Raw genomic sequence first — 24143 nt, forward strand, 5'->3', positions numbered from 1 at the left:
TGTTGATTGGGCACGGACGCGCCGACACTCGACAGAGGTTTCAAGATGCCTGGACTTTCCCGGCGGGAATTGTTGCTCGGCGGCGCCGGCACGCTGACCGCCTTCGCTGCCGGCGGGCTTGGCGCGCGCCAGGCGCTGGCCGCCGATCACGCGCTCACCCTGGCCAGTCTCGACCATGCCATCCTGCCGGACAAGACGACCCGGAACATGATGAGCTTCGCGCCGGACGGGCCGCCTCCGGTGTTGCGGTTCAGACAGGGCCGGAAAACAACCATCGATGTCCGCAACTCCCTGGACGAAGCCTCGGTCGTGCACTGGCACGGGCTCAGGATCGCCAACGGCATGGACGGCGTGCCGTACCTGACGCAATATCCGATAGAGGCAGGCCAGTCCTTCCGCTACGACTTCACGCCGCCCGATGCGGGCACTTTCTGGTACCACCCGCATTGCAACACGCTGGAACAGATGGCCCGGGGCCTCACCGGTGTCATGGTCGTGGAAGAGGACGAGGATCCGGGCTTCGACCGGGACCTGCCGCTGAATATCCGGGATTTCCGGCTTGGCGGCGACGGCCAGTTCATCGAATTCTTCAAGGCGCGCAACGCGGCGCGTGGCGGCACTTATGGCACCGTGCCGACGGTCAACTGGTCCGTTGCGCCGGTGTATGACCTTCCGGCGGGCAGTCTTGTGCGGCTGCGGCTTGCGGTGACGGACGTGACGCGCGTCGGTAGCTACGAGATCAGTGGTGGCGAGATCAGTGGTGGCGAGGCGCGGGTGATCGCGCTGGATTCCAACCCGCTGCCCGGGCCGGTGGCCGCGAAGGACATCATCCTGTCACCGGGCCAGCGGGCGGATATCGCCCTGCGGGTTCCCGACCGGGAGGACGAGGTGGTGCGCCTGTTGCTCAAGCGTCCGAACGGCGACCGGGAGCTGTGCTCCTTCCGGCCCACGGGGCAAAGCGCCGGCCGGGACCTGCGGGAGCTGAAGCCGCTGCCGCCGAACCCGGTGCCGGAACCGGACCTTGCCAATGCGGAGGTGCTGGAATTCGTGTTCGGCTGGTCGCCCGAAGGCGACGCGCCCCAGGCCAGCATCTGCGGCTCGCTCGGCTATACGTTCTGGTCGATCAACCGCACCGCCTGGCCCGGCGACCTGCCGGGGCCGTTCGATCCGTTGGCGACGCTCAAGCTTGGCAAGTCCTATGTCCTGCGGCTGCGCAACGAATCGCCGAACGACCATCCCATCCACCTGCACGGCGTTTCCTTCAGGCTGCTGCGCTCGAACAAGCGGAAACTGCCGCCGATGGTGACCGACACCGCCCTGTTGCTGGAAGAAGAAACCATGGATGTGGCCTTGGTCGCCGACAATCCGGGGGACTGGGCGTTTCATTGCCACGTGATCGAACACCAGAAAACCGGCCTGGCCGGTTTCCTGAGGATCGACGGCTGACGGACAGGTGTCAGACAGGCAGGCTTCAGGCGGACAGGGACACCGTATAGGAGCGCTCGTCGACGTCTTCGGCGGCTGTCCGGTAGGAGGCGTGGTGCTGCCGGCGCTCCAGCTCCGTTTCCAGCGCCAGGTGACGGCTGGCCAGAAGCTGTGTCGCATATTCGGCATGGGCGCCGGCGTGCAGGCCGCGCTCGAGTTCCGCAGCGGCGATATGGGCCGGCATGTCGATGCCGCCAAAAGCGCTGTCGGTGGTGTCGAAAAGCTCCGGGTTCGGGATGAACTCGGCAACCGGCTTCTGGCGGATGCGCAGGGCCGGTACGGCGGTAACGGGGTTCACTCGCATTTCGAAGTCTCCGTGGCGGGCCAGTCCGTGGCCAATCTGGTCGGAGGTCCGGAGAGTCCGGATCTGTTTTTCAATATAGGATGAACCGCAACGGAAAAATGTGACGCGCGTCACATTCTGGTCGCTGCCCTGTTCCACTTGAGAGGCGAGCAGCCGGGTTCCGCATCGCTGCCGCGTGAAGCAGCGATGCGAAGACCCGGATTGGGATACGGCGCGGGATTCACTTTGCGCTGAGGACCATCAATTCGATCCGTTTGAGCTCCCGCAGGATCCTGTCCGCCTGCATCTGCGGCGCCAGACTCAGTTTCAGCGCGGTTGCGAGAAGCATCAGGACGGCTGCGGTCAAGCCCCATTTGACGGCGCCCAGAACATCCTGCGTGCCGTAGAATTGGACGGCACACCAGACGCCGGCCAGGAACATCAGACCCTGGAGCGTCATGACGACCCAGGTGACCCAGCCCAGCTTTCCGGTGAATTGCTTGAGCCCCAGCGCAAAAAAACCGAGCTCCCGCGTCTCTTCCACAAGCCGCTGATCCTCGTCTTTCAGCGCGTCTTCGATCAGTCTGTCGAGCTTATCCATTTGCTTCTCCTTCGAGCAGGTCGCGCAGCGTCTCGCGCGCTTTCATCAGCCGGGTCTTGACGGTGCCGACCGGCACATTGAGGGCGGTCGCCACTTCGTTGACCCGAAGGTCTTCCAGATAAAAAAGGGCGACGGTTGCTTGCTGTGTCGGGGGCAGCTTTTTCAACGCGGCAAGGATTGCGTCTGTTTCGAGCCCTCCGGGCTCTGGCGGTTCCGGCGCAACTTCGGCTTCGGCCGCATAGGCCTGTGACAGCTTGCGGCCCTTTTGCCGGTCCTTGATGTGAGCGGCGACACGCCGGGACACGATGCACAGGGCCCAGGGCAGAAAGGCGCGTTCCTGCCGAAGCGACGGCAAGGCCCGGATGATCTGGATCCACGCCTCCTGCACGATGTCCCGGGCCGCTTCCCGATCGCCGGAAAGACGCGCCGCGTGCGCATGGAGTCTGGGGCCGCGCAGCTCTATCAGGCGGTTCAGGGCCTGCCGGTCGCCCCGTTTGGCGTCGAGGATCAGGAACTCCTCCAGTACACGCGTCTTTTGGTGTCGATCCTCGTCCATGCCAGCCTCGGTTTGTGCCCTTCTGCAGCATAAGTGCAGTTGGCGCCGATTTCGGTTCATTGGTTGCCCGGATTTTTTCGTGCCGATGTCGTTGGGCACGGTACCGGCGCCGGATCAGGCCACAGGCAGGCTTGAAGGAAACGTGTTCCGGCCCATGAAGACAGCCATGGTTCTCCGGTCTTTGGCAAAAAAGAACCCGGAGCAGGGCCCCGGGCTGAAGGTCTCCAGTGGTACTTCTGGAAAGTGGTGCGCCTAACGCTCGGCCTTGAGCAGATGGCCGGCAACGCGGCGGCGCGGCAGGGCGGCCACGGCGCGATAGCTGTTGGCGCCATTGAGGGCTTCGTCCGGGCGTGGTGTGCCGGCCTGGATGTCGTAGTCGCGGGTGGCGATCAGTTGCGCCAGAAAAATCGAGTTGGGGCGATAACGGGAGGCAAAGGCGGCCTGGTCGCGCTCCAGTGTCGGCTGGTGCGGCACAGGAAGATGCCTGCCGAAATCATCCGCGCGACGCTCGGTCTCCGTTTCTCCCACGGAGGGACGCTTGCGCCTCACATTGGCACGGCCAGCGGATGTAACCGGGTTCACTCGCACGTTTTAACGCCTCGTTGTTTCAGAATGGCACACTTGGTGTGGCCTTTCCTGAAACGTCGCAATCACCATGCCAATATAGGCGGGCGTTAACCTTTTGTCCGCAGAAAACCGCCGATCCGTGTTCACAAAAGTTAACAAGGTGGTGCGAAACAGGACAAAAGTTAAAGAGATGCGGGGATGGCGGGGGCTATTTTCTCAATTGGAGACGGGACGCGTAAGGGGACCAGAGGACCGGGCAAGAGGGTGCCCAGGCCGAGTGTGAGGGCCGGGTGCCTGGGCCGGGTTTCAGAGCCGGACGTCAGGACCGGGCCTGGACCGGAAGACGGAAATCCCCCGGGGCCAGCCGGCCGTCTTGCAAGAGATGCTGAAGGGAGAGGGCGACGGACATGGCGTCGTCCAGGGCGTCATGCTGGCGTCTCTGCCTGCCTTCCAGTCCGAAATAGTCCGCCAGCTTGCCGCTGGTCGTTTTCTTCAGGTCCTCGTAGGGCACGCCGGCCTTGAGGACCAGGGCGGAGGCATTGCCGAAGCGTTGCGGCGGCAAGGCCGGCTCGCATCCCGCGATATAACTGCTGATCGCATAGAGATAGAGTTCGTCCTTGCCCCAGGACCACAGTGTGCAGTCGCCGGCGAAATCTTCAAACCGCGTCAGGGCGTCGATCATGGGAATGCCGTCCCGGTCGACCGATGCCTGGTCAATTCCGGTCAGTTCCGTGAAGAACGGGTCCAGCAAGGCCTTGCCGCCAAACCGGTCCTTCGGGGCGATCAGCACCTGGAACTCGTCCAGCAGGGCAAATTCCGGAGCCAGCGAGAGCTTGACGGCGCCGATCTGAACAACGGTCGGATCGGGATCGAGGGGGCCGCCCCAAAGCCGGCTCATGGCGCCGGGAGCGGTGAGGAATTCGCAGTCGAAAATGATGGCGTGTGACATCCGCAGTGGCTCCGTCGGCTTCGGGTTGGAAAGGAAGATGCGTCAGATCAGCGCCATGACCACCGTCGTGATCAGAAGCAGTACGGTCGAATAGAACGTGAGGGCGAAGCCGAAGGCCCGTCCGCCGGCGCCTTTCGCATAGCCATGCCAGAACAGGGCCCGGCCGATCCAGAACAGGCCTGCCGCCGCGGGAAGGGCCCCAAGATAGTGCGCAGGAGCCAGAATGGCGAAGCAGCCATAGACACTTGCGGCCAGCACGGTCTGTTCCAGCGTGTTCTGCAGCACCGCCTGCAGGACACTTGCCTCGGCCGAGCCGGAGGTCAGACCGCTGCCGTCGATGTCTTCCGGTGTGAAGAACCGGTGCCTGGCAAGGACACCGATCGACGCGAGCAACCACACGCTGATCGCGAGCGTGCATATTGCCAGGAGCTCAAGCCGTCCACCGGTGCCGGCCTCCGCCGGAAGACCTGCGGGCAACAGAAAGGCGCCCGCCGCCAGGGCCAGGCCGGAGACCAGCAGGGCGGCGGCCATGCCCTTGAAGACGGAGGTCTGTTTCTGAGAAAGCTGCATGTCCCCGGCACCGGATCGAAAGGCTGAAGGTGGAGACGACAGGGAATCACATGAGCGCGCAAAAGAAAAGCGCGGCCCGACGGACCGCGCTTTGCAAATTCTCGAAAGTGTCCCCTGCCTTAAGCGGCGAGGGCACCCTGCGCCTTGTCGACCAGAGCCTTGAAGGCGTCCGGCTGATTGATGGCCAGGTCGGACAGAACCTTGCGGTCGACCTCGACACCGGCCTTGGACAGGCCGTTGATGAAGGTGCCGTAGGTCATGCCGTGCTGACGGGTGGCGGCGTTGATGCGCTGGATCCAGAGCGAACGGAAGTTGCGCTTCTTGGCCTTGCGGTCGCGATAGGCGTACTGTGCGGCCTTTTCGACGGCCTGCTTGGCAACGCGGATGGTGTTCTTGCGGCGGCCGTAATAGCCTTTTGCTGCTTTAAGAACTTTCTTGTGACGAGCGTGGGCGGTTACGCCCCGTTTGACGCGTGACATTTAGATGATCTCCTTCGGGGCTGGCTTTATGCGTAGGGCAGGAACTGCTTCACGATCTTTGCATCCTGGTCGCTCAACGTGGTCGTGCCACGGGCGTTGCGGATGAACTTGTTCGTGCGCTTGATCATGCCATGACGCTTGCCGGCCTGCGCGGTTTTCACCTTGCCGGTCGCGGTCACCTTGAAGCGCTTCTTGGCGCCGGATTTCGTCTTCAGCTTGGGCATTTTGCATCCTTTCTTTGGTAAGCCCGCTTGAAAACGGGCTCTTCATTCTTGGTGCATTCAGAGCCGACACGGCATGCCCTTGGTTGTCGAAGACGGTCTGCATCGGAACACAGGAATCCAGTCCACGACGAGCCGGACGACTCTGGACCGGGCGCTTATATGGGAGGTGTCCGCCGAATGCAACCGGAATCCGGGCCTGGAACGCAAGATCTTGATGCCCGTTTTCCGGTTGCGGGTCGCAATGCAGTGCAGATCCCGGACTAGGCGGCTTTCCGTGCCTGAGCCCGGGCATCGTCCAGCCTTTCGGCAAACGCTTCCGGCGCCGCCGTTGCCGTGCCCTGAACGTGGACGAATTCCACCGTCTCGATACCCAGAAACGCGAACAGGAATTTCAGGTAGGGTTCGAGAAAATTGGCCGCGGCAAAAGGTTCTTCCTGCAAGTAACCCTCGGCGCCGTAAGCGCAGACGATGACCGCCCGGCGGGCCCGGACCAGCCCCTTGAAGCCTGTTTCATCCATCGAAAACGTATGCCCGATCCGCATGATCTGGTCGATCCAGGCCTTCAGGGCCGCCGGAATGGAGAAATTGTAGATCGGGACCGCAAGAAGCAGCGTGTCGGACCCCTGGATTTCCGCGATCAACGCATCCGACAGGGCGGTTGCCGCCTTGAGGTCGTCGGACAGGGTGTCCTGCGGCGCGTAGAAACCCTCGATGGTGTCTTGCGCAATGAACGGAATGGACCCGTCGGCCACGTTGCGGGTGATCACACGGCATCCCGGGTTTCTCTGTCTGTATTCGGCTTCGAAGACGTCGGCGACCGCGGCCGAGTGCGAGCCCTCCAGCCGGGAACTTGAATTGATGCGGAGCAACTGTGTCATGAACCTGCCTCCTTGTTGAATGGCAAGTTCGATGTAGTTTGATGCTGTTTTTCAAAAAATAGATCGAAATGCACTTAACTCGTGCGTAATGTGCATGAATGGAGCTTGAAACACTGAAAACCGCCCTGCTGGTTCGCGATCTCGGCAGTTTCGCCGCCGTTGCCCGGCTGCTCGATCTGGACGCGTCGAGCATTTCGCGCGTGATCGCGCAGTTGGAACAGGATGTCGGGTTCCGGTTGTTCCAGCGCAGCACCCGCAGCCTTGCCCCAACGGGGGAGGGAGAGCTCTATCTCAACCGGATCGCGCCACTGGTGGAAGAACTGGAGGCTGCCGGGGAGGAGGCCTGCACAAATGCGGTGGCGCCGCGCGGCACCTTGCGCCTCACCGCCAGCATTTCCTTCGTTCAGGAATGCCTGATGCCCATCCTTCCGGAGTTTCGGACTCGGTATCCGGAGATCGATCTCGAAATCCTGGCGTCCGACGCCAATCTGGATCTCAGGGCCGACGGCATCGACCTTGCCGTGCGTTTCGGCCAGGTGCCGCAGGGCGACTGGATCGTTTCGAAATTGGTGACAACCAGCTACCGCGTGGTGGCGTCGCCGGACTATCTGGAAAGAACGGGCAGGCCCGCGCATCCCGAGGACCTGTCTGAGCGCGACTGCATCCGGTTTGCCATCCCGGGCTTCAAGACGCTCTGGCAATTTCGGGAAAAGGACGCGGAGCCTTTCAGTGTTCCCGTCGGAGGCGCAACGGTGATCTCGAACGCCCTGTCCATCCGCTCGGCGGCACGGCTCGGCATGGGCGTTGCGCTCCTGCCCATCATGCTGGTGCAGCGGGATCTGGCAAAGGGCACCCTGGTCGATCTTTTCCCGGATCATGCCTGCGCGGCGGCCTCGTTCGAGACGGCGGCCTGGCTGCTCTATCCAAGCCGGTCCTATCTGCCGCAGAAGGTCAGGGTCATGATCGACTTTCTGAAAGAGCGGTATGGGCGGTGAGGCCACCGACCAGCGAGATCACTGATCAGGTGTTCGACTCGATAGCCACCCGGGCTTTGACCCGGTCCCAAAAAGGCAAGGCCGAGTTGCGGCAGGTCTGTCGGTTCTGCCGGATAGTTGCCCTTGGCAACCTGTCAGTCAATTTGACGAGTTCTGACTCCAGGTAGTCTGACAGAATTGACGATAGAGTTAGGTCGTTCGCCTTCATCGTCGACCTGTTTTATCAGTACTAATACATATTCTTTCGCGTAAGTTGTAGTTTATCTGACTTTGGTCAAGTTATTTTAAAGCAAATTCCCTAAAGTTTCCGGAGTTCTTGACTGATTCCACCGGTAGCGGAGTGAGCCGAATGCTCGATACGGACATGACGACGGAGACGGACCGCGAGTCGCCGTTTGCCTTTGACGAACTGTTCTTTTCTAGAACCACCGACAGCGGCATCATTCTGTCCGGAAACAGCGTTTTCCAGCGGGTTAGCGGTTACAGCTGGGATGAACTCATCAACAAGCCCCACAAGATCATCCGCCATCCGGACATGCCGAAAGCGGTCTTCTGGCTCTTGTGGGACACGATCAAGAAAGGCCGGCCCATCGGCGCCTTCGTGAAGAACAAGGCCAAGGACGGGCGCTATTATTGGGTTTTCGCCATTGTAACGCCGATTGAAAACGGCTTCCTTTCCGTTCGTGTCAAGCCGAAGGGCGCGCTGTTCCAGGCCGCCGAACAGGAATACAGGGCGCTGAGATCAAAAGAGCTCTCTGAAAAGTTGAGCTCGGACGAAAGCGCCCGGCTGCTGCTCGGCCGTCTCCAGGAACTCGGTTTCAGGGAATATGCATCCTTCATGTCGGCCGCCATGTGCGAGGTCCTCATGGAGCGCAACCAGCAGATCGGACGCGAGGAAGACAAGAGCATCAGCCTGTTCAAGAAGCTCATGGCTTTCGCGAAGTCCCTTCTGGAAAAGGCCGAGGATATCTACCGGATCTACGAGGGCAATGAATATGTCTCCCTCAACATGCGCATCCACTCGGCGCAACTCGGTGACGAAGGCGCGCCGCTGTGTGTCATCTCCAACAACTACACCGCCGCCTCCAAGGAAATCCAGGGAACGATGAAGCGGTTCATGGAAGGTGGGGAACAGGTCGCACAGGCGATCAACGAGGGCCTGTTCCTGGTCGGCACGTCCAAGATCCAGCGGGAGGTCTACGACGAATTCACAAAGGAAAATGACGGGGAAGAGAAGAACGGGGAACAGGCTTCGAACCAGCTGGAAATGGACCATCTCGACCAGCAGCGGCAGGCCTATGCAGTCAAGGCGGCAGACGGTCTGAAGGCGATCGCGAAACAGGTTACGCAGTTCCAGGATGCCTGTCAGGAAATGCGCCAGCTTGTCCTGGGGCTGGAGGTGACGCGGATCATGGGCAAGATCGAGAGCGCCTCGTTAAGTGCTGCACAAGTCAGTCTGAACAACCTGATCGATGACCTCGGCATCTTTCAGCGAGACATCCTGGACGGTCTCAAGGACATCAACATGGCCAGCAGGTCGATCAACGCGACCATAGAGCAGCTCCTCAACGAGACGGCCTAACCGGGGCCCGGGGCCATGGCACCCGGGCTTCTGTCGGGGGCGGCCTGCCCGTCAGGCATTCACATCGACGACCACCCGGCCCTTGACCTGGCCTTTCAGGATATCCGCGCCGAGTTGCGGCAGATCATTGAGCGTCGCCGGACGGATCATAGCTTCCAGCTTGTCCATGGGCAGGTCTTTCGCCAGCCGCTCCCAGGCCTTCAGCCTCGCGTCATAAGGTTTCATGACGCTGTCGATGCCCAGCAGGTTGACCCCGCGCAGCAGGAACGGAATGACCGTGGCGGGCAGGGCCGCGCCTCCGGCGAGGCCGACAGCCGCGACAGATGCACCGTATTTCATCTGGCCGAGGATTCTCGCCAGCATGGGGCCGCCAACAGCGTCGACGCAGCCGGCCCAGGTCTCGCTTTCGAGCGGGCGCTTGACGGTTTCGGCGACATCGTCGCGCGGTACAATGCTGCTGGCGCCGAGAGATTTCAGATAGTCCCAAGTCGCTTCCCGGCCGGTGACCGCTGCGACCTCGTAGCCGAGATTGGCAAGGATGGCGGTCGCGACCGAGCCGACACCGCCGGCGGCGCCCGTGACCAGGACGGGACCGTTCTCCGGCTTGAGCCCGTGTTCCTCCAGCGCCATGACCGCGAGCATGGCGGTGAACCCGGCCGTGCCGATCGCCATGGCGTTGCGGGTGGTCAGGCCTTCGGGAAGCGGCACCAGCCACTCGCCCTTGACCCGCGCCTTCTGCGAATAGCCGCCCCACCAGGCCTCACCGACGCGCCAGCCGGTCAGCACCACCTTGTCGCCCGGCTTGTACCAGTCGTCGGAACTTTCCTCGACCGTGCCGGCAAAATCGATGCCCGGCACATGCGGGTAATTCCTGACCAGGCCGCCGCCGGGGCCCAGGCAGAGGCCGTCCTTGTAGTTCAGGGTCGAATATTCGACATTGACGGTGACATCGGCTTCCGGCAACCGGCTCTCGTCGATCTCCTGGATCGCGGCATGGGTCTTGCCGTCTTCGTCCTTGTCGACAATCAGGGCCTTGAACGTCATCAGCTGTTCTCCAATTCCGGTTGTTGTCAGGCTGCGGCTTCGGCGGCCGGGCCGGACCAGTCGATCTGGCAGATTTCAGCACTTCTGCCGTCGAAATCCCAGACCCTGCCGTAAGCGCGCACACGGCCTTGCGTGGCCGTGGCGACCGTGATGTCCGATCCCATCCAGTATTCGGTGTTTGTGACGACAATGTCCTTGTCCGGGTTGGCACCGCGTACCGGCTCCACCTCCCCCTTGATCGCCTTGCCGACGATCAGGCGACGCTTTTTGCCCGCGTTTTCATAGGAGACGGGAGCCCGTTCCGCACCCAGGAATTCGCTCACCAGAACCTTGAAGAGTCCCGTGGTGCCCTTGGCCTGGCCGGAAAAGATCCTGATGAGGCCGTCATAGGCGGCGTCGCTGGCGCGTTCGTCGATATAGGCGGCGGCCTTCCAGTTGCCGCGGGCCATCAGGCCCGGAATTTCAAGCACCAGGCCGACATTGAGACCGGAGAGATCCTCGCCCTCATAGTGACCTTCGTCGATGCGCACGCCCGCCCAGGCCTGGCAATAACCTTCCGTGGGCGGATGCTTGCCGAGCGAGACCACGCAGGGACAGAAGACGGTGCAATTGCAGTTGAGGATCAGTTCTCCGCGAATGGCCCATCCGGACATGGTTTTCTCCCTAGTTGATTGTTGTGATTGCGGACAGGAGCAAGACGACTGCTCCCGACAAAATGAGAAAGACACCGAGCGGTGCCGTGATCCTGGCACCGACGGCCGGCAGTTTTTCGAGTGTCATCAGCACCATGGCGAGGCCCATGAACGCCAGGTTCATGGTGCCGGCGACAAAGGCGAGCAGCATCAGCGCCCAGCAGCAGCCGAGACAGACGGCGCCAAGCCTCACACCCAGTTTCGCACCGCCTGTCGCGCCGGCCTGCCAGTGACTGAAGAAGAAGGTCATCGGGCTCTGGCAGGCGTTGAGGCAGGCCTCCTTGAGGCGGCTGAACTGGTAGGCGCCCGCAAGAAGCAGAAGAAGGCCGTTGAGCGGTGCCGAGACCGACCGGCCGAGCGTCGAGACCAGGCCGAATTCCGCCAGCCGAACCTGCAGGAGCGCCGCCGCAACGGCAAAGCCGAGCCAGACGGTCACGTAACCTGCGAGAAGGGCTGCGACCGGCTGCCCTCCGGCGCCTGCCGTCCGGTTGATCTGGGCAAAGGTGCGGAAGGCCGGGAAGGCGGTCGGCGCCATCATGGCGAGCGCCATCAGCGACCACATGATGAGGGCGGAGCCAAAGCCCGCATCCGCCGCGGTTGTCCGGCAGAGTGACAGAAGAAAGGCAAGGCCATCGATTTGCAGGGCCGCCGGCACATCGCGCGTCTGCATGGCGAACAGGACGCCCCAGGCGGCGAGCACGCTGCCGTAGAAGGCCAGCCACAGGCCTCTCTGACCGGCAAGCAGCCGCGTCATGGTCTCCATCGGATCCTCCCGAGATCGTCTTTGACCTAACGCTGCGCGCCCAAAGCGTAAAAGTCAAACATTTAATTGTCAGACATTTAAACATTTTGAATTGACCCTGACCTTTCTCCTCTTTAGGTTCGACGGGGATGAAGGGCAGACCGGCCGGAGGCGCGCTTGGCGATTGAATTCAACACGATTCAGAAAGAGGGCCTGTCGGTCCAGATCGCCAATGCCATTCGCGATGCCATCCTGGAAGGGCGCCTTGCCGGCGAGGAGCGCCTGCCGAGCGAAGCCGAGCTGGCCGAGCGCTTCGACGTATCGCGCTCGACGGTCCGCGAGGCGCTGAAGCGCCTGGCGGCACAGAACCTGATCCGGAGCGAGCGCGGCTCCTCGGGCGGAGCCTTCGTCAACCGCATCACATGGGACGAGGCCCAGGACAATCTGGTGACGACCACCCGGCTCCTGATCGGCATGAACGATATTCCCCTGGAAGACGCCATCGAGGCCCGGTTTGCGCTGGAAACCTCGGCCTTGCCGCTGGCGGCCGAAAAGCGGTCGCCGGACCATCTGGCGGACATGCGCAGGGAAATCGCCCGTCAGCGCGACGCACTGACCAGCGACGAGGCGTTCTGCGCCTCGGACGTCGCCTTTCATTCGGCGATTGCCTCGGCAACCGGCAATCCGCTGCTGGGGTTTCAGTTGTCGGCCGCGTTCGAGGCCATGCAGCCCCTCATGAACATGCTGGTCTACAAGCTGCGCGACCGCGAGCGGATTGCCGACCTGCACGAAGCGCTGGCAGATGCGCTGGAAGCCGGGGACGGCGGCATGGCGCAGCAACAGCTCGAGGCCCTGTCGGCCTATACGCGCGATCTCGCCGCGCAACGGCGCCGGCCGAGGCCGGCCTGACGAACATTTCCGGCTTTGCCTGCCGCCCGGACATCTCGCGCTTGACCCTCATTGATCGGAAAACGCTCTAACGACGGGCGGGCACGTTCGTGCTGCGCGGTGTTCGGCACGAGGTGACGCAGCGAATTTGCATTTTCTTACCCAAAAGTATAATATAGACGAAAGTCGAAGATCGAATCGTCGCCGGAACGGCCCGCAACGACTTGGCGGGGGCGGCACAGCCAACGGAGCAAAGACATGAAGTTCTGGAGCATTGCCGTCGTCGCGCTGATCCTTGCCGGTGTTGCCGCCACCAAGGCCACCAATCCGAGCCTCGCCCTGACCGACCACCAGGTCGCTTCCGGCGTGCCGGTCACGACCCTGCACACTCCGGCCACGCCTTGACGAGGAGCCGGACAGCGACCGGACCGGGGCCGATCGACCGCTGGAGCGTTTTCCGATCAATTAGGATCATTTGACCGAGACGGTTTGGCGCACTGGCCAGGCGGGTCACCCGCGGTGGTGTTTCCCACCGCAAGGGTGGGCCAACGACGCCTGTGCGCCAAACCGTCCGGCCCAATTTCAATTGCTTCTCATACGCATCCGGGCTGTTGCGGGTGATGGTATCCGGCCCATCGGCAGCGTTGCGCCGCTTGCCCGATGCACCGCATCGCGCTTCGCGACGCGCCTTGCCGACTGAACCGGATACACTCATCAAATGATCCTAATTGATCGGAAAACGTTCTAACCTTTGGTTTTGCCGAATGGCACCATGGCAAGGTCTGCCTTTTCACGGGTTGAACCCTTCGCGACGGCACTCTGTAGCCATGACTTGAGATGCGTGCTGCGCATCGGCTTGGCGAAATGGAACCCCTGGGCCAGAACAAAGCCGAGTTCCAGAAGGGCCAGGGCCGTCTTTTCGTCTTCGACACCTTCCGCCAGAGGCGTCATGTCGGTTTTCTGGGCCAGCAAGCAGCTGATCTCGCAGATTGCCCGGCATTTGGCACTGTCCAGTATGTCCCTGACAAAGCGTTGATCGACCTTGAGCTCCGTGTAAGGCACATGGACAATCTGTTCGAGTGAAGAGTAGCCGGTTCCGAAATCGTCGATGGAAACGCCGAAGCCGGCCATCCTCAAGCGCGTCAGGATGTCGATGGCGGTGCCGACATGAGACGAAGCGGCTGTTTCGGCGACTTCCAGAATTAGCTGTGCGGGCTGCAAGCCGGCGTCGTGGACGACCTGCAAAATCCTGTCCGGGAGGCTGATATCCTCGAATGTCGCCGCAGACAGGTTGACCGAGCAAGTCAGGTGCGGTGCTATTCTTGTGAAATCCTTCTGGTCCCTGCAAGCTGTCTCAATGACGAAGTCCGTCAAGGTTCCCATCGCTGCCGGATCGGACTCCAGAACCGGAATGAAATGCGCAGGAGATACCAAGCCGTGCTCAGGACGGTCCCACCTGATCAGGGCTTCCACGCCAATCACGCTTCTGTTGTCGAGGCGCAGTTGCGGCTGGTAAACCAGAAAAAATTCTTTCCTTGCCAGGCCTTGCAGAATGTCTTCTCGCAGAAAATGTGCCGGCTCGTTGGTTGAGGCCGCTTTCGCGAGGACCGTCGTTGCGAGCTCGGCTTCCGCAAGTTCAAGCGTTTTCTCCAGTTCCATCAGCCCGATCGGCTTGTTCATCACGTCAAGCACCGCGAGCTTGTTTGCGCGTGCGCCCTCACGGGCGGCGTTCAGGATTGCCGGGTCCTGACCGCTCATCAACACGAGCAAGGCATTGGTGCCTGTTTCCGCAAGGAAACGGATGCATTCGATGCCGTTTACATCCGGCATGAACAGATCGAGAAAGATCAGGTCCGTTTCAACCGAGAAGCGGTCCGCAAATTCCCCGGCGTTGGTCGCGACGGTGACGCTGTGTCCGAGATCCTCTATGGCCTCCCGGACATAGTCGGCAAATTCGGCTTCGTCATCGTAGATCAGGACCTTCATGACTTGCCCCCTTCATCGAGATTCCTGCGAATCGCGGCGGCCAGACGGCTCTGGGTGTAGGGTTTGACCAGCAGATTCTCTTCGGAAGTGTCCAGATTCGACCGGCCTTCGCCCGGAAATCCGGACGTCAGCAGCGTTTTTAGTCCCGGCCGGATGGATTTCGCCTGACGGCACAACTCGATCCCGTTGAGCGCTCCCGGCATGACAATGTCGGTGAAGAGCAGATCGATGCTTTCATGGTGGCGCAGGCTCGACAGCGCCTCGGCAGGGGAATGACAGGTCGTGACGCAATATCCGAGTTCTTCCAGCGTTGCCCTGGCGAAGGCCGCAAGCTCGGCTTCATCGTCGACGATCAGGATATGTTCCGAGCCACGCGGCAGCACATGAGCCTCCTGCACGGTGCCGGTCTCGAGACGGGCACCGTCCTCCACAAGCGGGAGATAGATCCGGAAACTGGTCCCCATGGCCGGTTCGGAATAAATTCTTACTTCGCCGCGAGAGCGTTTCACAAACCCGTAGACCATGGCCAGGCCGAGGCCTGTGCCCTTGTCCTTGGGCTTTGTCGTGAAGAACGGTTCGAAGATACGAGACCTGATTTCCTCGGGAATGCCGGGGCCTGTGTCGGAAATCGTGAGGCGGCCGTAATGCCCCCTGGCGAGATCCTGCAATTCCGGGGCGGGGCTTTCCTCGACAACGGTCTCATCGAGCGAGATCGTCAAGCGGCCCGAGTTCTGCATCGCATCGCGGGCGTTGACTGCAAGGTTTATGACGACGTCCTGCAAGTCGCCCATGTCGACATTTGCGATGAGCGGGCCCGATGCAGGGTTTATGGTCAGGTCGATGCTCTTCGGAATCGAGCCGCGCAGCAACGCTTCCACATTCTCGATAGCCTCGTTGAGATCGCAGGAGACGGTTTCCGCGTAATAGTCTTTCTGCCGCGAAAACGTCAGAAGCTGCTGGGTGATCTTGCTTGCCCGCCGCGACGCGGCGTGGGCCTTGGCAAAATAGCTTTCAAGGTTCGTCCCAGGTTCCGCCTTGCGCAGCCCGAGTTCGAGATTGCCCATGATAATGCCAAGCAAATTATTGAAATCATGAGCGATGCCGCCAGTCAACAGGCCGATCGCTTCCAGCTTCTGTGCTCTGTGCAACTGGTTCTCGAGCCGTTCGTGTTCGGTGAGGTCGGTCAGGGAGCCGATGAACTGAATGCCTTCGGCCAGATCAATCCTGCCAACACCAAGCGTGAGAGGGAACTGTGTCCCGTCCTTCTTTTGACCCATCAGGCGTTGGCCGTGCCCGATGATGCGTTCTTCGCCTGTTTTCTTGTAGGCCGACAGATAGTCGTCATGCCGGGAAGAATGCTCAAAAGGCATCAGCATGGCGACGTTCCGGCCGACAACCTCGTCGGCCCGGTACTGAAACATGCGTTCTGCTTCACGGTTGAATTCAAGGACGGTGCCGACCTTGTCGATGAGAACCATGCCGACAAGCGTGTTCTCAAGTGCCGCGCGGACGCGCGCCTCGGCGGACTGAAGCTGCTCCCTGGCGCGAACCGCTTCCGTAATTCTGCGTCCCGTTCCCCGATAGCCCTGGAAAACACCCTGATCGTCGAAAAAAGGCACCCCGGATATCGAGATAACCTGCTCGCTGCCGTCATTGGCCCGAAGGCGATAGGTAAACTCTCGAAACGGTTGCTGGTCCCTGATCAGGGCGTCGAGCGTCTGCCATTTTTCCGTGGTGGTGTCCTCAGACGCAACTTCGTTGCGGGTCTTGCCGAGAACGTCCCGCCTGTCGATGCCGGAAAGATGGCGGTGATTGCCCGCAAACTGAGACATGCGGTTGCTGGAATCGGTTTCCCAGATCCAGTCCGATGCCGTTTGCGTGTAGTCCCTGAATTTTTTCTCGCTTTCGCGGATTTCCCGCTCTCTTTCCCTGCGGGCGGTGATGTCCGTCCGGATTTCCATGATCCCGCCGTCGGGCAGACGTTTTTCCGACACCAGCAGCCACTCGCTGGAAGTCAGGCGTTGTTCGTAGGGCTGTTCGGCAGGATGCGCATGGGACGCGAGCCGCTCCTGCAACCAGTCGTCCTCGCGCCCGATCGCATCCAGATAGTGGCGGTTGCGAAGGCCTTCCTCCAGGATCTCCTTGAACGGGCGTGCGAGTCGAACCGTCGAGCCGTCCTTGTCGTAATATTCCCGGTAGCGCCTGTTGCAATAGACGAGCCGGTCCTCCGCGTCGAAGACGGCAAGGCCTTCTGACATGACGTTGGCGACATCATCAAACAACGCCGTCAATCGGTGGGCATCGCTGTTTCTTTCATGTTTGTCGCGCAGGTTCTCGATCTGGTGGATGACAAGCCGGGCAAGTGCGGCGAGACCCTTCTGCTCGTGTTCGCCGAACAGCCTCCGTTCGGGACCGGCAACCGATACGGTTCCAATCCGATACCCTTTGCGCGTTATCAGGGGTGCGCCCGCATAGAACCTTACGTGCGGAGTGCCGGTTACCAGCGGGTCGTCCCTGAAACGGCTGTCTTCCAGGGCGTCAGGCACACACAATGGTGTGTCCTGAAGGATCGCGTGATCGCAGAAAGAGCCCGCCCTGGGGAGCGACGCCGTGTTCAAACCGATTTCCGACAGGAAATACTGTGTATCCCGGCCGATAAAACAGACGTAGGCAATGTCGACTCCGAAGAGCGCCACCAGTGTCTGCGCCGTGTCCCTGAAGATGGGGTCCGCTTCGGTTTCAAGATACTTGAAGCTGTCGATTTCCTTCAGTCTCGCGCACTCATCGTCGACTTGTCCGGTATCTGTCATTGTCCAATCAGCAAATATTATTCAGTGTGATCTGCTTGTTGCAGCCATCATTGCCGAGAATACTTTCAATATGGTGTGTGGCAACAGGCATCTTTCAGTAAAAGTTCTCAAGATGACGCAGATGCGGATTTCAGTCATAGGAAATTTCTGATCCGTTCCGTGTGCAAGGTTTTTGCCCATCCGGATGCCTGAGGTTCCCCGAAGGAAGTGTCTGGGCTGAAGACCGGGCAGGCCTCTGGAAAGCCGTGACGCGTAAGACGAGCGGGTCAACAACACCCGCCTGATCCGCCGCATGCATCTTCCCGTGGCAGGGAAGATCAGTGCCGATGCGCAGCAGTCCAGATGGTATCAGGTGTCTTCTGAAAATCTGAGCTTGTGTCTGTCTTCCGAGGTGCCGTGGCCGATGGCGACGGCATAAAGAACGACTTCCTCGTTTTCCGGACAATGGCACAATGCGCCGACCTCATCATCGAAGAACCCTCCGATGTTCAGGGACTGGGCTCCCAGGCCGGTACAGGCAAGGTTGATGTTCTGCGCCACGTGGCCGGCTTCCAGCAGGACATACCGATAGCCCCTGTCTCCGTATTTCTTGAGCGAACGGGACATCCTGCTGGTTATGACGATCAGAGCCGGTGCGAGCATCGGCGGATATTGACCCATGAACAGGTAGCGCATGAGCGGGGCGGGGAGCGTGAGGTCGCGGTTGCGTTCCAGACCTTTGAGAAGAGGCTGGTAATGGTAGATCCCGTTGCTGAGCCCGGACGTGTTTCTGGACACAAGATACAGCTCGAGCGGATACATTCCGCCGCCTGAGGGAACCGGGCGTTCCAGAAACTCGGCGGTGTTCCAGTGGTCCTGTCCCCAGACGCCATAGCCATGGAACAGGATGCCCGACACCGTTTCGAGCGAAATCGGATCCTGTGCGAATTCCCGGCACGAACAGCGATTGGCGAGAACATCGCTCAGCCCTGTCGTGACCCGTGGCGGCGCCGGAAGCGGCTGAAACGGTCTCGAGGGGGCTTCCGCCCCGGGTTCGGGAACGTCATCGGCGCCGCTGGTCTCTTCAGCGTTGTGTGCCCATCGCGACGAATTGCGATGGTAGGTCCAGGCGAGTTCAAAATCGGAGAAGGCCGGTGGATGTTTCATCTGTCGTTCAGGCGAGTGGATGAGGATAGGGGTTCAGGGTGTGGGGTGTCGTGGGCGCGAGGCCGAGATGTTCCGGGAACCGGTAAAGACGGGAGGCGGCCAGCCGTCGCTCGCGGAAGCCGAAATGCATCGGCTGGTAGTCCGGGATCACGACGCGCGCGACGCTTGCTCCCACCGTCCGGGCATCATCGGACGTCAGATTGGCATAGAGGAGGTCAGTCCCCTGGGCGGCCAGTTTCGCGGACAGGTCCTCCAGACAGTCGATGGTGGTCCGCGGCCCGGTCTGCGAAAGGCTCCAGTCGATGCGGCCCGGCGGAGCCTTTCTGAGAAAGTCGAACTGCGCCAGGGTTTCGGTCGATGCGTAGAGCAGGTCGTGATCTTCCAGTTCGGTCACGCCGGACGGGTCGCGCACCAGGTCCTCCATGCGGGAGCGCACCTCCGGCTGCCGCAGGCGCATGCGCAAGGCGGGCCGGACCTGGCAGGCCTCGACCAGAGCCCCGGCCGCGGCGCGGGCCGGATCGTGGCCGGCGCCGAGCCCGACCACCGCCGCCGGTCCGTCCGACCACAGGCCGGTGCCCGGCGCCGGGGCGAAGGCAATCCCGATAAAGACGTGAACGCCGTTGTCGGTCGGTGCCTGGAACAGCTCCAGGCTGATGTCCCGGCGCGCATGGGCGGTCACGAGATCGCGGATGTCCGGGTCCGGATGGTCCGACGGATCGACGGCACGGCAAGGCAACCGGTTCAACCACGTGGACAGGAAGGCGTCGCGTTCGATCACTTCATAGGCGCCGGACAGAATTGCGTCCGCCAGGGTCGGTCCCGCGGCCAGGCCGTTTGAGGTGATCGGGAACAGGAACGGCTCGTCGCCCTGTGTTTCATATGCCATCAGCACGGCAAGCGCGGGAACCGCCCGCTCGCGGCCGTCCACCAGAGAGCGCATCGCCACCCATCCAAGGCTGCAATCGGGCTCATAGGGGTCATATTTGAGACCCGGGTATTGTTCGGGTTGAAACAGCACGAGCCGCGCCGGGTCCAGAGACGGCATGTCCAACCGGTCGGCGCGGCCGCGCTGAATGCGCTCCTCTCCCCAGCTGCTGGCGGCGTACCGTTCGATGGCCTCGCCCATGGCGCTGAGCCGTGCCGCCGCATGGGTGAAGCCCTTGCCGGAGGCGACGACCGGACTGTCATCGGTCTCGAGAAAGCGGTGATTTGCAAGCTCGGCACGCCAGACATAGGGCCTTTGCGGCTCCGACAGGTCCTTGTGAATGCGGTGGAGCTTGCGAACGATCCCGGTCAGGGGGCTGACCAGCTCGTCGATATGGGCGGCCAGATCGCCGGGTTTTCCGCAGCTCAAGTCCTGCAGGAGGGGGTGCTCAGGGGGCTGGAAGTTTTTTTTTGAGCAGACCGGGCAATCGGGCCGGCGCAACACCTTGTGAAAGGTCCAGCCTGTCTGAAAGGGAACGTATTCCAGCAGGTGGTCGACTGCGTTCGCGCGGCCAAAAGCAAGCTTTGTCTTGATGATCTGGTTGACCGCCTCTCCGGCGAGAATCTGCGTCAGATATCCGACAGACCCGCCGGCATCGTAAACAGGGTCGGGCCGTGCGGCGACAGCCTCTTCATATGCCAGGTGGGCGGTGAAATCCGACGCACACGCCGCCACCCGCATCCGGGCGCAGGTGAAGCAGGCGGTTTCAAAGGGGAAAACGAGCGGCCCGAGCAGGCTCGAAGCGGTCCCGACGCGGCAGAACAAGGCCGGCACGCCGAGTTCGTGGATCACCCTGTTGACCCGGTGATCGATTGCCGGGTGCGCCGCGCCGAAGGCCGAGACGACGAAATCGTAGGAAGCAAGATGCTGCAGAAGCGCATCTTCCTCCAGCCCGACCGGCGAGTCTTCGCTGCCGTCGATTATTTCGGCAACGCCGACGTGCAATTCCCCCAGGGCGCGGACGATTTCCCGTGCCAGCCTGCCGTTGCCGAACACGGCGACACGGAAAGCGGACAGGAGGGATCTGGATTCGGCGCGGTCCAGCCCGACGGTTTCCAGGTAGTCGAGAAACGGGTCCGCGCCGGAGCCGGGCGCGTCGGAATACAGCAGGCCGACCTTGTTCAGCTCCGAAAGAAGGCCGGCCAGCATGTCCGTGCCGGACAGACCCGCCGCCACCGCGATCTCCGATACGCTGTGGGTGCCATCGAGCAGAGGGAGGATTTTCTGCTCGAAAAGGTCCGCCGAGGACCCGCTCAGGTCCACGGCAGCGTGAGGTGCCTTGATTGTCAGGCGGTCCGTGTCGCGCCTCAGGACAGCGCCTTCCGGTACCAGCCGGAAGGCGAGGTCGTCACCGTTGTTCTTGATCACGTCTTGTCTCGTCCGGCCAGTGTGCGGGATGGTGTTGAAACCGGCTGGATCAACCGCCCATGCGGCTGAAGCGGCTTACCCTGCCGCGCAGACCGCCGACCGAGCAGGGACCGCAGGAGCATTCGACGTCACACGGCTGGCAGACCACGTCGCACAAGACCTGGCACACCGTGGAGCAGCGCACGACGATGCAGCGGAAGCAATCATTGATCCCGCACATGTTGCCCCAGTCCGCGGCAATGACGTCACGGACTTTCTGGAATGCCTTGATTTCGTCGACGGTCAGCTCGGTCGCCACCGGCGCTCTTTCCGCGACCATGTTGTCAAGCAGGGTTTCGATACGTTCTATGCGAAGGGAAAGTTCTTTGGTTTCATCGGACATAATAATCTCCAACTCACTAACTAAAAATGGTTGTATTAACGCAGCGTAATTATCGCATAAATTGTGTTGATTGCCTAGCTGTTTTTACCGGTTGCATGAGCGACAGGACGCGGGATCCGCATGAACCGGCGTGCAGGCCGGGGCGGGGAAGTTATCGTAGGCATACCAACCCTGCTTGTGCCGGGCCCATGAAAGACCCGGGGACAGAAGGCGGCAAATGAAACGATGAGGTAAAGGCTGGTGACCCCGGCGCGATTCGAACGCGCGACCCTCAGATTAGGAATTTAAAGCGAGCCGTACGCCGCCTTATCCGTTAGCTCTATTAACCTCAGAAGTCATCAATTTCCTCTTGATATTCAATTAATTATCGTATAGCGTGCGGTTGTTGCCAATTGCAACCGTTAAACACTTCGTTGCGCCAAAACCGTTTCAAAAACCGTTTCAAAAATCTCAGGTATCATGACATGGCCGATATGCGTATCCTATTGAACGATAAAGCAATTGAACGTCTTATGCCGCCCGATAAGGGACGCTACATTGTCCGGGATACCGAGCTAAAAGGGTTCTTCCTTATGGTCGGAGCCCGAAAAAAGACCTTCATGGTACAGGCGGATCTCCGAAAACTAGGCAAGCGCGCCTCCACGGTTCGTCTCGCCATTGGCGACACGAGGGAGCTCTCCACGCGTGCGGCGAGGTCTGTTGCGAAGGAGTATCTGTCCCAGCTCAGCCGGGGTATTCATCCCAGGAACGGTGAGAAAGCTGCCAAGGCTTCAAACGCTTCTGAGATAACGAACGGCGAAAATAACGAGGCATCCGGCATCACGCTCAAGCAAGCCTGGGCTCGCTACAAGATTGCCATGCAGCGTAAGAACCGGAGCGAGCGCACGATCGAGAGTTATAGGGATCACGTCGAGCGGATCTTTAAGGATTGGCAGGAGATGCCCCTGAAGCAGTTTGGCGATGATCCTGGCCGGGTTGCCGCCAAACATGACGAGATTGGTGAGAAGCACGGTCCCTACATAGCCAATGGCAGCATGCGCACTTTCAGGGCGATCTACAATCACGCTCGAAAGACCAATCGGGAACTGCCTGCAGACAACCCGGTCGACAGCGTGGACTGGAACCATGAGAAACGCCGCGATAGCGGCATGGGTCTCATTGACCTGAAGGAATGGTTTATCGAGGCTGCCCAGCTTGAAAATCCCGTCCGACGCGAGTTTCACCTGTTTACACTGCTGTCCGCGTGCCGGCCGGCCGCGTTAAGAGAAGCGAAACCAGCCCATCTGGATTTTCGCCGCAGGGTGCTTCACATCCCCCGTCCGAAAGGAGGTGCGGATCGTGCCTTTGATATCCCGCTGTCGAGGGAGATGGTCTGTTGCCTCCTGCGATGCATTCGATTTGGTCGGCAGATGCACCCGTATGAGGCCAATGACTGGCTGTTTCCCGCAGACAGTGCCACTGGTCATCTGGTTGAGCACAAGGAAGATCGCGCGACATTGTCGAAATGGGGCAATGAACTGCGCCAGACCTATCGCACCGTGGCGACGCCGGCGGGTGTCTCGGAACTGGACGCAAGGATGTTGATGAATCATTCGGTTCCTGGCGTGAACTCCGGGTACATTACACGGCATAAGCTGCTTGAGGATCATCTACGAGCGCAGCAGCAGTCAATCAGCGATACGATGTTTTCAGTGTTTCGCAACACGTTAAATGAGAACCGTGAAATTCAAGATTGGCTTGGGATCGGTGCGGCACGTCGTCAGCTCCTTCGTGCAAAAGAATATTCTAGACACTCTGAACAGAATGAAATCGTGCGAATGCGCGTTTGGGCCGCTTAGCCAAATAAGTCTAACTGTATTGCATTTTGCGATACAATTCTCTATATATGCAACAAAGGAGACCTGCCATGGCTACCGTTGCCGACCGCAAGGAGCATCCGATATCGATGCGTCTGCCTGAATCGGATGTCGCAATGATCGACCGGGCCGCCAGCCTGCGCGGCCGCTCGCGCACAGACTTCGTGCGCGAGGCTGCCGTGCGCGCTGCCGAAGAGGTGGTTATGGAGTCAGGTCTCATTCGAATGAGCGCGGAGGGTTTCGCCGCTTTCATGGATGTCGTTTCCGCCGATACGGCGCCTATTCCTGAGATGGTGGATCTGGTCCGGCGAGCCGCGCCTTGGGAGACCAGCGGCACTTCGAAGCCGTAATCCACTGTGCTCTCCGCACCGGAGCCGTTGAATGCGGCGCATGTTCTTACCGATTTCTCCTGTGGCAAGCCCGCTCTCGATCATTGGCTGAAGACCCGGGCGCTCTCCAACCAGCAGAAGGGTTTTACGGCTGTCATGGTTGTGCATGATGATGGCCGAGTGGTGGGGTACTATGGGCTCGCGCCGACATCGATCGTGCCCACCGTCATGCCGAGATCGATCCGCACCGGTCAACCGCCTGATCCCGTTCCCTGCCTTCTCCTCGGACAACTCGCAACCGATTTGGCCTGGGCAGGGCAGGGGATCGGCACCGGCCTCGTCAAGCATGCATTGGAGCGCAGCGTTCAGGCGGCTGCTCTCATCGGTGGGCGGGCATTGGTGGTGAACGCTGTCGATAACGAGGCGGCGCAGTTCTGGCAGCGCCGCGGTTTTGTACCTTCCCGCGGCGATCCGTTTGTTCTCTTCCGCTCCACTGCCGCCATTGCGGCGTCACTCGAGGCTGCAAGAGCTTAGTCACCAAGGGGAGTGAAGGTGCACACGGGGCGTGCCAATAGGTACTAAGGCGAGCGAATGGCTCTTAGTGACCGTCGCAGAGAATCGCGATACCCCGAAATAGGCGTACACAGAACGCCCGCACAAGCCGGACGAAAACTTACGACCAAATCTCTAGCGAGATCATCACTGAGATGGAAGCTGGCCGCGTGCGTGAATCGGCGTCACGGATT

At 60.8% G+C, this 24143-nt stretch carries 25 protein-coding genes; 8 read left to right on the forward strand and 17 right to left on the reverse strand.

The window, feature by feature from the left end:
- Positions 1–45 precede the first annotated feature (45 nt).
- Positions 46–1446, forward strand: a complete 1401-nt coding sequence (locus O6760_RS08295) for a multicopper oxidase family protein (protein WP_269585013.1) — start codon at positions 46–48, stop codon at positions 1444–1446.
- 25 nt (positions 1447–1471) lie between these two features.
- Here the strand turns inward: O6760_RS08295 and O6760_RS08300 are convergent, their stop codons facing one another.
- The 9 genes from O6760_RS08300 to O6760_RS08340 form a co-directional block, all read right to left on the reverse strand.
- Entirely contained in the window at positions 1472–1789 is a 318-nt protein-coding gene (locus tag O6760_RS08300; RefSeq protein ID WP_269585014.1) for a hypothetical protein, read from the reverse strand.
- A gap of 220 nt (positions 1790–2009) precedes the next feature.
- On the reverse strand, positions 2010–2369 hold the full coding sequence (locus tag O6760_RS08305) for a DUF6768 family protein (RefSeq protein ID WP_269585015.1): 360 nt from the start codon (positions 2367–2369) through the stop codon (positions 2010–2012).
- Positions 2362–2925, reverse strand: a complete 564-nt coding sequence (locus O6760_RS08310; protein ID WP_269585016.1) for an RNA polymerase sigma factor — start codon at positions 2923–2925, stop codon at positions 2362–2364. Before O6760_RS08310 ends, O6760_RS08305 begins: the two co-directional genes overlap by 8 nt.
- 252 nt (positions 2926–3177) lie before the next feature.
- The gene (locus O6760_RS08315; RefSeq protein ID WP_269585017.1) at positions 3178–3507 is read right to left on the reverse strand and encodes a hypothetical protein; all 330 of its coding nucleotides are present in this window, start codon (positions 3505–3507) and stop codon (positions 3178–3180) included.
- Positions 3508–3811: 304 nt separating this feature from the next.
- On the reverse strand, positions 3812–4441 hold the full coding sequence (locus O6760_RS08320) for a 3'-5' exonuclease (RefSeq protein ID WP_269585018.1): 630 nt from the start codon (positions 4439–4441) through the stop codon (positions 3812–3814).
- A 42-nt stretch (positions 4442–4483) separates the two neighbouring features.
- The gene (locus O6760_RS08325; protein ID WP_269585019.1) at positions 4484–5011 is read right to left on the reverse strand and encodes an MAPEG family protein; all 528 of its coding nucleotides are present in this window, start codon (positions 5009–5011) and stop codon (positions 4484–4486) included.
- 119 nt (positions 5012–5130) lie between these two features.
- Entirely contained in the window at positions 5131–5490 is a 360-nt protein-coding gene (gene rplT, locus O6760_RS08330) for a 50S ribosomal protein L20 (protein ID WP_269585020.1), read from the reverse strand.
- A 26-nt stretch (positions 5491–5516) separates the two neighbouring features.
- Entirely contained in the window at positions 5517–5714 is a 198-nt protein-coding gene (gene rpmI, locus O6760_RS08335; protein ID WP_023002610.1) for a 50S ribosomal protein L35, read from the reverse strand.
- A 260-nt stretch (positions 5715–5974) separates the two neighbouring features.
- Positions 5975–6592, reverse strand: a complete 618-nt coding sequence (locus O6760_RS08340; RefSeq protein ID WP_269585021.1) for an FMN-dependent NADH-azoreductase — start codon at positions 6590–6592, stop codon at positions 5975–5977.
- A gap of 98 nt (positions 6593–6690) precedes the next feature.
- Here O6760_RS08340 and O6760_RS08345 point away from each other — a divergent pair, with 98 nt between their 5' ends.
- Positions 6691–7587, forward strand: coding sequence for a LysR family transcriptional regulator (locus O6760_RS08345; RefSeq protein ID WP_269585022.1), 897 nt, complete (start codon positions 6691–6693; stop codon positions 7585–7587).
- Between the two features lie 349 nt (positions 7588–7936).
- A complete protein-coding gene (locus tag O6760_RS08350) occupies positions 7937–9169 on the forward strand; it encodes a PAS domain-containing protein (RefSeq protein WP_269585023.1) in 1233 nt (410 codons plus the stop codon).
- 51 nt (positions 9170–9220) lie between these two features.
- On the opposite strand, the gene acuI is transcribed toward O6760_RS08350, so the two are convergent.
- Genes acuI through O6760_RS08365 form a run of 3 tightly spaced genes read right to left on the reverse strand, consistent with a single transcriptional unit; the run spans position 9221 to position 11668 of the window.
- Positions 9221–10213, reverse strand: a complete 993-nt coding sequence (gene acuI / locus O6760_RS08355) for an acryloyl-CoA reductase (RefSeq protein WP_269585024.1) — start codon at positions 10211–10213, stop codon at positions 9221–9223.
- 26 nt (positions 10214–10239) lie between these two features.
- Positions 10240–10866: a DUF1326 domain-containing protein gene (locus O6760_RS08360; protein WP_269585025.1), complete on the reverse strand. Its 627-nt coding sequence runs from the start codon at positions 10864–10866 to the stop codon at positions 10240–10242.
- 10 nt (positions 10867–10876) lie between these two features.
- Positions 10877–11668, reverse strand: a complete 792-nt coding sequence (locus tag O6760_RS08365; protein WP_269585026.1) for a DUF2182 domain-containing protein — start codon at positions 11666–11668, stop codon at positions 10877–10879.
- A gap of 156 nt (positions 11669–11824) precedes the next feature.
- Here O6760_RS08365 and O6760_RS08370 point away from each other — a divergent pair, with 156 nt between their 5' ends.
- Positions 11825–12556: a FadR/GntR family transcriptional regulator gene (locus O6760_RS08370; protein WP_269585027.1), complete on the forward strand. Its 732-nt coding sequence runs from the start codon at positions 11825–11827 to the stop codon at positions 12554–12556.
- A 237-nt stretch (positions 12557–12793) separates the two neighbouring features.
- Positions 12794–12940 carry a hypothetical protein gene (locus O6760_RS08375; RefSeq protein WP_269585028.1) on the forward strand — a complete coding sequence of 49 codons (147 nt, stop codon included), beginning with the start codon at positions 12794–12796 and terminating at the stop codon, positions 12938–12940.
- Between the two features lie 339 nt (positions 12941–13279).
- Here O6760_RS08375 and O6760_RS08380 read toward each other — a convergent pair whose 3' ends face one another.
- The 5 genes from O6760_RS08380 to O6760_RS08400 all read right to left on the reverse strand — a co-directional run bounded on the left by O6760_RS08380 (position 13280) and on the right by O6760_RS08400 (position 21212).
- Positions 13280–14521, reverse strand: a complete 1242-nt coding sequence (locus O6760_RS08380) for an EAL domain-containing response regulator (RefSeq protein ID WP_269585029.1) — start codon at positions 14519–14521, stop codon at positions 13280–13282.
- Positions 14518–17331 carry a PAS domain S-box protein gene (locus O6760_RS08385; RefSeq protein WP_269585030.1) on the reverse strand — a complete coding sequence of 938 codons (2814 nt, stop codon included), beginning with the start codon at positions 17329–17331 and terminating at the stop codon, positions 14518–14520. Before O6760_RS08385 ends, O6760_RS08380 begins: the two co-directional genes overlap by 4 nt.
- Before the next feature lie 348 nt (positions 17332–17679).
- Positions 17680–18477, reverse strand: a complete 798-nt coding sequence (locus tag O6760_RS08390) for a SagB/ThcOx family dehydrogenase (RefSeq protein WP_269585031.1) — start codon at positions 18475–18477, stop codon at positions 17680–17682.
- Between the two features lie 7 nt (positions 18478–18484).
- Positions 18485–20830, reverse strand: coding sequence for a TOMM precursor leader peptide-binding protein (locus O6760_RS08395; RefSeq protein WP_269585032.1), 2346 nt, complete (start codon positions 20828–20830; stop codon positions 18485–18487).
- A 49-nt stretch (positions 20831–20879) separates the two neighbouring features.
- Positions 20880–21212 carry a hypothetical protein gene (locus O6760_RS08400; RefSeq protein WP_269585033.1) on the reverse strand — a complete coding sequence of 111 codons (333 nt, stop codon included), beginning with the start codon at positions 21210–21212 and terminating at the stop codon, positions 20880–20882.
- 464 nt (positions 21213–21676) lie between these two features.
- On the opposite strand from O6760_RS08400, the gene O6760_RS08405 reads away from it, so the two are divergent.
- The 3 genes from O6760_RS08405 (at position 21677) to O6760_RS08415 (ending at position 23931) form a co-directional block, all read left to right on the forward strand.
- Positions 21677–23050, forward strand: a complete 1374-nt coding sequence (locus O6760_RS08405; protein WP_152505127.1) for a tyrosine-type recombinase/integrase — start codon at positions 21677–21679, stop codon at positions 23048–23050.
- Positions 23051–23118: 68 nt separating this feature from the next.
- Positions 23119–23418 (forward strand): type II toxin-antitoxin system TacA family antitoxin, encoded by a 300-nt coding sequence (locus O6760_RS08410; protein ID WP_152505128.1) that lies wholly within the window; start codon positions 23119–23121, stop codon positions 23416–23418.
- Between the two features lie 27 nt (positions 23419–23445).
- Positions 23446–23931, forward strand: coding sequence for a GNAT family N-acetyltransferase (locus O6760_RS08415; RefSeq protein WP_269585034.1), 486 nt, complete (start codon positions 23446–23448; stop codon positions 23929–23931).
- Positions 23932–24143 lie beyond the last annotated feature (212 nt).

Origin of the sequence: Roseibium sp. Sym1, assembly GCF_027359675.1 — a bacterium.
Classification (GTDB): Bacteria; Pseudomonadota; Alphaproteobacteria; order Rhizobiales; family Stappiaceae; genus Roseibium.

Bases quoted from the DNA above. Each gene is read 5' to 3' on its own strand.
- O6760_RS08295 (WP_269585013.1), top strand. From the start codon at position 46: ATGCCTGGACTTTCCCGGCGGGAATTGTTGCTCGGCGGCGCCGGCACG.
- O6760_RS08300 (WP_269585014.1), bottom strand. From the start codon at position 1,789: ATGCGAGTGAACCCCGTTACCGCCGTACCGGCCCTGCGCATCCGCCAG.
- O6760_RS08305 (WP_269585015.1), bottom strand. From the start codon at position 2,369: ATGGATAAGCTCGACAGACTGATCGAAGACGCGCTGAAAGACGAGGAT.
- O6760_RS08310 (WP_269585016.1), bottom strand. From the start codon at position 2,925: ATGGACGAGGATCGACACCAAAAGACGCGTGTACTGGAGGAGTTCCTG.
- O6760_RS08320 (WP_269585018.1), bottom strand. From the start codon at position 4,441: ATGTCACACGCCATCATTTTCGACTGCGAATTCCTCACCGCTCCCGGC.
- O6760_RS08325 (WP_269585019.1), bottom strand. From the start codon at position 5,011: ATGCAGCTTTCTCAGAAACAGACCTCCGTCTTCAAGGGCATGGCCGCC.
- rplT (WP_269585020.1), bottom strand. From the start codon at position 5,490: ATGTCACGCGTCAAACGGGGCGTAACCGCCCACGCTCGTCACAAGAAA.
- rpmI (WP_023002610.1), bottom strand. From the start codon at position 5,714: ATGCCCAAGCTGAAGACGAAATCCGGCGCCAAGAAGCGCTTCAAGGTG.
- O6760_RS08340 (WP_269585021.1), bottom strand. From the start codon at position 6,592: ATGACACAGTTGCTCCGCATCAATTCAAGTTCCCGGCTGGAGGGCTCG.
- O6760_RS08345 (WP_269585022.1), top strand. From the start codon at position 6,691: ATGGAGCTTGAAACACTGAAAACCGCCCTGCTGGTTCGCGATCTCGGC.
- O6760_RS08350 (WP_269585023.1), top strand. From the start codon at position 7,937: ATGCTCGATACGGACATGACGACGGAGACGGACCGCGAGTCGCCGTTT.
- acuI (WP_269585024.1), bottom strand. From the start codon at position 10,213: ATGACGTTCAAGGCCCTGATTGTCGACAAGGACGAAGACGGCAAGACC.
- O6760_RS08360 (WP_269585025.1), bottom strand. From the start codon at position 10,866: ATGTCCGGATGGGCCATTCGCGGAGAACTGATCCTCAACTGCAATTGC.
- O6760_RS08365 (WP_269585026.1), bottom strand. From the start codon at position 11,668: ATGGAGACCATGACGCGGCTGCTTGCCGGTCAGAGAGGCCTGTGGCTG.
- O6760_RS08375 (WP_269585028.1), top strand. From the start codon at position 12,794: ATGAAGTTCTGGAGCATTGCCGTCGTCGCGCTGATCCTTGCCGGTGTT.
- O6760_RS08380 (WP_269585029.1), bottom strand. From the start codon at position 14,521: ATGAAGGTCCTGATCTACGATGACGAAGCCGAATTTGCCGACTATGTC.
- O6760_RS08385 (WP_269585030.1), bottom strand. From the start codon at position 17,331: ATGACAGATACCGGACAAGTCGACGATGAGTGCGCGAGACTGAAGGAA.
- O6760_RS08390 (WP_269585031.1), bottom strand. From the start codon at position 18,477: ATGAAACATCCACCGGCCTTCTCCGATTTTGAACTCGCCTGGACCTAC.
- O6760_RS08400 (WP_269585033.1), bottom strand. From the start codon at position 21,212: ATGTCCGATGAAACCAAAGAACTTTCCCTTCGCATAGAACGTATCGAA.
- O6760_RS08405 (WP_152505127.1), top strand. From the start codon at position 21,677: ATGGCCGATATGCGTATCCTATTGAACGATAAAGCAATTGAACGTCTT.
- O6760_RS08410 (WP_152505128.1), top strand. From the start codon at position 23,119: ATGGCTACCGTTGCCGACCGCAAGGAGCATCCGATATCGATGCGTCTG.